Genomic DNA, 6,498 nt, shown 5'->3' with positions numbered 1-6,498 from the left:
GTCTCTCCACCTGGTGTTTCTGTCTCTCCACCTGGTGTTTCTGTCTCTCCACCTGGTGTTTCTGTCTCTCCACCTGGTGTTTCTGTCTCTCCACCTGGTGTTTCTGTCTCTCCACCTGGTGTTTCTGTCTCTCCACCCGGTTTCTCTGGACCTTTTCCTGTTTCTTTTTCATTGGTAATTTGAAGCTTTATAACTTCTACTTTCTCATTAGAAATCGTAAATTCAATTCCCTTATCAGATAAATTATATCCTCCTGGAGCCTGGACTTCTTTTAAAACGTAATCTCCTGGTTCCAGTTTCTTCGAAGTTGCTTTACCATTTTTATCTGATGTTAATGTGTCTATTTTTATTCCATCTTTCAGAATTTCAAACACTGCACCTTCTAATTTTTTATCTGTATCATTAGCATCTATCTTTGTAATTTCTACTTGACCTGTGATTTTTTCTTTCACTTTTTCATTCAATACTTCTTGTTTTGCTACTTCATTTGCTACAACATTTACTTTTACTGTAACTTCTACCGCTTTGTAGCCTTCTGGCGCTTTCGTTTCTTCTAGCGTATACTTACCTGGCACTAAGTTTTCGAATGTCACAACACCATCTTTATTCGTTGTTTTCGCTTCTCCAACTACTTGACCATTTTCGTTTTTCAGTCTGAATTCTGCGCCTTCTAGAACTTTTCCACTCTCTGCATCCTTTTTGATTACTTGTAAGCTTCCTAGTTCTTTCGCATTTTCTACTTGTACTTGTACTACTTTGTTTGCTTCCACAACGACTTCAATTTCTTCTTTTAGTAATTTATATCCTTTTGGAGCTTTCGTTTCTTTTAACGTGTATTTTCCTGGTTCTAATTTTCCAGAGATGACTTTACCTGTTTTATCTGTTTGTAACATCTCTACTTTCTTACCATCTTTATACACTTCAAATTCTGCGTCTGATAAAAGCTTCGTTTTATCGTTTGCATCTACTTTTACGATTTCAAATTGACCAAGGCTCTTACTATTCGTTACTTTTACATCAACAACTTTTTCACCGTCGACTGTTACATGAATTACTTGTTTTGTTAGCTCATAACCTTCTGGTGCTTTTGTTTCTTCTAACGTATACTCACCCGGTACTAGTCCTTCTACTTTAACCGTTCCAGACTTATCTGTTGTAATTTTTTCTTTTACAACATTTCCTTTAGCATCTTTCAATGTAAATACTGCGCCTGCTAAACGTTTCGCTTGATCTTTATCATCTGTTTTAATAATTTGTAGAGAGCCCAAGAGTTTTTCATTTTCTGCCTCTACTTTTACTACTTCTTTCTCATTTTGAATTGTTACTTTCCATTCTTTATTTGAAATCTTGTAACCTGCTGGTGCTTTCGTTTCTTTCACTGTGTATTCACCTAATGGTAATTTCGGTAACATCGCTTTTCCACTCTCATCAGTTTTCAACTCTGCTACCTTTTTACCATCTTTATACACAGTAAATTCTGCATCTGATAATAGCTTCGTTTTATCATTCGCATCTACTTTTACGATTTCAAATTGACCTGTAGCTTTTTCAGCGATTTTTTTATTCAACACATCTACAGTCACTGTTTTATTAGCAGCTACATCAACACGAACTGAGCTAGATGATAGTTCATAACCTTTTGGTGCTTCAACTTCTTTTAATGTATATGTTCCAACTGGAAGTTGTTTTGATAAAGCTGCACCTTTACCATCTGTAATAATTGTTTCAACAACATTTCCATCTTTATCTATAACATCAAATTTTGCACCTGGTAGAAGTTGACCAGATTCACTATCTTTTTTCAACAATTTAAATTGACCATTCTCTACTTTTTTCGTATTCTTCATAACAATTTCAATTACGTTTGTACCATTAATTGTTACTTTTACTGGTGTATCAACTTTTATATATCCTTCTGGTGCACTTATTTCTTTTACAAAATAGTCACCAAGTGGTAAATCCTTGACTTCAGCAATACCCTTTTCATTCGTTGTAACAGTAGCTACAACATTATTGTCTTTGTCTATAACATCAAATTTTGCATCTTTTAAAACAATGTTTTCATCGTTTGCATCAACTTTTTTAATTTGTAAATTTCCTTTTTCAACTGATGGATTTTTCCATTTCGGCCAGTTAAATTTAAAATTGTGAACCTCAAACCCATCTCTTTGGTGTAATCCCCCAACATAGGCTTGTCCATTAATAGAACCACCCTTTGTCTCTACAACAGCATTTGGAGCAAATACACTTCCTACTACGCCATATCCTTTTGTTGATATTTTTGTAGCATTCGGAAACGCCCAAATTACTTTACTAGCTAACTCAGTAAAAGGTGAATTAGGATCATATGCTTGTGATGTATTAATTAAGTCTGTTGCCATCCCAGTATTTTTCGTATCGTACAAAATTGCACCGCTACCAAAATTCACTTCTTCTGCGTCTGAATAAATAACAATAAAGTCTTTGTTATTTACATTCGGAAGATAAACATCTTTTACATCAAATGTTTTCTTTCCTGTTAAGCCTGAAGAAACATAAATATTAGGATTGTTTACATCCTCTCCGATGCCAAAACTCATATTAGGTTTTGGTTTATCAGTATGTAATTGACTCGCATTTCCAATTACACCATCAACGTCTTTTCTAAATTCTTTGAACTTGGCATCAATCTCTGCTTGCTCTTTATAAGAGATACGGTCATAAGATGACTTCATTGCACCTTCTGGGTCACCATCTTTTGTCATCGCCACTGTTCCATCTTGAATGATTACTTGTCCTGCTCCCGCTTTCGTAAATTGACCACCTAGTAATAATGATGGATATCCTTCATCTTTCCATGTTGCTCCAGCTAAGTTGTTTGCTCCAGTTGCAGCCGCTACGACTGTATAACTTGATGCGTTCATGTTCTTTTGAACAGCCATCGCACCCTCAATATCCGCACTCGTTGCACTATGATCACCAAAAATGATTGCGTTATAATAAGATGTATCGCCTAAACCTTTTAATTCTGTTGTAGCTGCCTCCGCTTTATACGGTAAATGGATTAAAAAATTCATACATACTAACAATATAATTATAAAACTACTGCATATCTTTTTTACTTTTTGACTTAATGATTTCCTCAAGAAATTCATTCCCCCTTTTCAAATTTCAAAAACTTATAACAAGAAGTACATTTCAGATGTACTTAAAACCTATTCATACTAATTTACAAATAATCCATTTAAATAAAACAAAGAAGCTCTACAACTAATTGGCGAAACTACTACAATTCATTTTTGAGATAATACGTGAACTAAACTAACATGCTGAAGTGTTTTTACGTACGGGAGCTCAATAAAATTAACTCGAAGAATATTTCATGTGGTGTAACTATTTTGGCAACATCATCCACTCTACAACAGTTTTCTAAAGTATTCAAGTGAATTGTATGGATTACAGACACAATTCCTCGCCTGAAACGCTTTCATTTCTTATTGGAATATTGATTTAAACTTTTCAAATAAAGTCGACAAAAAAACGTAGCCAAAAAGCTACGTTTTTCTTTCATCGTTTCGGTGTATGTTTATGATTCTTTAAAAATGGAAGTGGGAATTGCTTACGAAAATGCTCTTTAATCATATACTCTACGCCGTTCTCAGTATTAGAACGTGTAATCCAGTCTGCGGCTTTCTTTAATTCTACAGGAGCGTTCCCCATCGCTACCCCAAGCCCAACATTTTCAATTACCTCTAAGTCTTCTACGCTATCTCCAATCGCAACCATTTCACTAAGGTTAATATTTAAATGCTCCCCAAGTAATTGTAAACCACGTAGTTTTGATACATTTTGAGGGAGAATTTCTATATGTCTTTCATCACACTCGACGTACTCTACATCTTGAAATGCCTTTTTTAACGTATTCATCCCTCTTTCTTTTTCACCTTTCGTATGGAAAACAATATCAATTTTTGGCGCAGCTACTGGATGATCACGCAGTGCATCCCCTAGCGAATCTACAAATTGAACCGGATAAAATAATGGATCTGCGCTTGATAATACAGTACGCGCAATTAAGTTTGGTGTATTTCTCTCACGATTCCCAATTGAATATCGTTCATGAGAAATGCGAACATTACAATCAAAATGCTCTAACACTTGCACGATATTAAAGGTTTTCTCTTCAGATAATCTCCTTTGAGCGAACGGCTTATCTAACGTTGCTGAAACGAAAGCACCACCATGTGTAACTAATATAGAATCTAATTTTAACGCCTTCGCTATTTTATGAGCAGATTGAAAATTACGATTCGTAAACAATGTAACGTATACATCTTTTCTTTTCACAAAGTCAATTGTCTCCCGTAACCCTTTTGCGATTTTTCCGTTGTTGTATAGTAGTGTCCCATCTATATTAAGAGCTAGTAAGCGATAAATCATGTCGCACTCCCCCTCTTCGCTGTTGTACTCTATCCATAATTTATGAAATAAATGTAGTAAATAGAACGAGTTAGAATTACTACTGAAAATTTGGTTTACTATATACATATACAACTGGCAAAGGAGATAGTACAATGCAGGCACCACCTTCTTTTTATGAAGGCGATACGTTAGTGGTCGCAAAGAAGTTACTCGGACATAAACTCGTTCATATTGTAGACGGCATAAAGCGGAGCGGAATTATTGTAGAAGTAGAAGCATACAAAGGTCCAGATGATAAGGCCGCTCATAGTTACGGAGGCAGACGGACTAATCGAACAGAAGTAATGTTCGGCGCACCAGGACATGCTTACGTATATTTAATTTACGGCATGTATCATTGCTTTAACGTAATTACAGCACCAATCGGTACCCCGCAAGGAGTTCTCATTCGTGCTCTTGAACCTGTAGATGGAATCGAAGACATGAAACTAGCGCGCTACAACAAAATTGACATTACGAAAGCTCAGTATAAAAACTTAACAAATGGCCCCGGAAAACTATGCCGCGCGCTCGGAATCACTTTAGAAGAGCGCAGCGTATCACTTCAAAGTGATACGTTACATATTGAATTAGTTCCTGAAGAAGACCATTTATCATCCACACATAACATACTAGCTGGTCCTCGTATTAACATTGATTATGCAGAAGAAGCCGTTCACTATCCATGGCGGTTTTATTATGAAAAGCATCCGTTTGTTTCAAAATAAAGAAGCTATCCTATAAGTCAGTGAAACCAACTTATAGGATAGCTCTTTTTTCGTAATTCATCACACGTCGAAAAGCCGAAATCCGGGCTCGGATTTCGGTTTTGTTTCTATAAAAGAAACCGTTGTTCCTCCAGCATTGCCAAATACAGCTCATCTCCAAAGAGAAAATCTTAAAAGCATTATTTTTTTAATGCATAATAATTATCTAAATTGAATTTCGACATAATGAAAGTTCCTGTTGGCGTTAAAAGTTGTGACATAGATTGTATGACCTGCGGTAATTTCGCTGGCTCAATAGGATGTGATAACAAAATGTACTGGAATTTTTCATCTGTAAATACCTCATGTAACTTGTCATACTCAGCAGAAGTTGTAGGAGCTACCCTATTTGCAAGAGCTGCTGCTTTTTCATTAATTTCTGCTCCAAATATGGAAACTGCCGGGTAACGCCTTTTCATTTCTAATAAAGTTGCACCACATCCAGCTCCTATATGAAGAATATTCACTTGATCAGGCGCAAATCGATCTACAATTGCTAGTAAATCATAATGAATGTATAAACTTTCACCATAAAATCCCCATTTTTCATACAATTTTATATTATTTGCATGTAAAACTACAGAAAATTTCATACTATCTTCTTTCCATGAGACACTTCCGTAGTGATGAATAAATGTATCTTTACATAAATACAATTTATAACCTTTTTCAAACATTCTTAGTGACAAATCATCATCTTCATAATTCCCCGGTGTAAATCGTTCATCTAATAATCCAACTTCATCTAACACTGATTTTTTTATAAGCATACAGAATCCGATTAATTTCATACGTTCTTCCCATTTATCTTTATCACTTTGATTATATAAAGTTGCAAACCTCTGCATTCCTTCAATATCTTTATAAAAAGTTTGTATAGCAGTATAGTAAGCGGCATTATTAGTTACGGGCCCTACCGCTCCAGCATCCTTACTTTCATATAAACACCGAATTAAGTTGCTTAGCCAATTTTCAGTTACGACCACATCATTATTCAATAATAAAATATTGTCACCTTTTGCCTCTTTAATTCCCTGATTGCATCCCTTTGGAAAACCCATATTCTCCGCATTTTCCACTAGCATAATATCCGATTGTTTTTGTAACCATTCTACAGTACCATCTGTTGACGCGTTGTCCACAACTATTAACTCATACTCTTGTTCCACTGTATAAGTTCTAATACTTTGGATGCATTCTTTTGTATATTGTAATTGGTTATGAGTCAATATAATTATACTTGTGAGCATGAATCAAACTCCTCTCAGCAGCCAAAATGATTATCTAGTAT

4 protein-coding genes are annotated in these 6,498 nt (G+C 35.3%); 1 reads left to right on the top strand and 3 read right to left on the bottom strand.

All coding sequences use genetic code 11. The features are described from left to right. Together ABH957_RS24480 and ABH957_RS24475 are read right to left on the bottom strand one after the other, a co-directional pair. Positions 1 to 3,125: SpaA isopeptide-forming pilin-related protein (locus ABH957_RS24480; protein WP_404512406.1), on the bottom strand; the 3,125-nt coding region annotated here is incomplete at its 3' end. A 421-nt stretch (positions 3,126 to 3,546) separates the two neighbouring features. After that, entirely contained in the window at positions 3,547 to 4,419 is an 873-nt protein-coding gene (locus ABH957_RS24475) for a Cof-type HAD-IIB family hydrolase (protein ID WP_404455537.1), read from the bottom strand. 134 nt (positions 4,420 to 4,553) lie between these two features. Here ABH957_RS24475 and ABH957_RS24470 point away from each other — a divergent pair, with 134 nt between their 5' ends. Then, positions 4,554 to 5,168, top strand: a complete 615-nt coding sequence (locus tag ABH957_RS24470) for a DNA-3-methyladenine glycosylase (RefSeq protein ID WP_404512404.1) — start codon at positions 4,554 to 4,556, stop codon at positions 5,166 to 5,168. 179 nt (positions 5,169 to 5,347) lie between these two features. Here ABH957_RS24470 and ABH957_RS24465 read toward each other — a convergent pair whose 3' ends face one another. Then, positions 5,348 to 6,457: a glycosyltransferase gene (locus tag ABH957_RS24465; protein WP_404512402.1), complete on the bottom strand. Its 1,110-nt coding sequence runs from the start codon at positions 6,455 to 6,457 to the stop codon at positions 5,348 to 5,350. Between the last annotated feature and the right edge of the window lie 41 nt (positions 6,458 to 6,498).

Origin of the sequence: Bacillus sp. RC242 (genome assembly GCF_044908245.1) — a bacterium.
GTDB lineage: Bacteria > Bacillota > Bacilli > Bacillales > Bacillaceae_G > Bacillus_A > Bacillus_A mycoides.
This window is presented reverse-complemented; position numbering and strand designations above follow the sequence as displayed.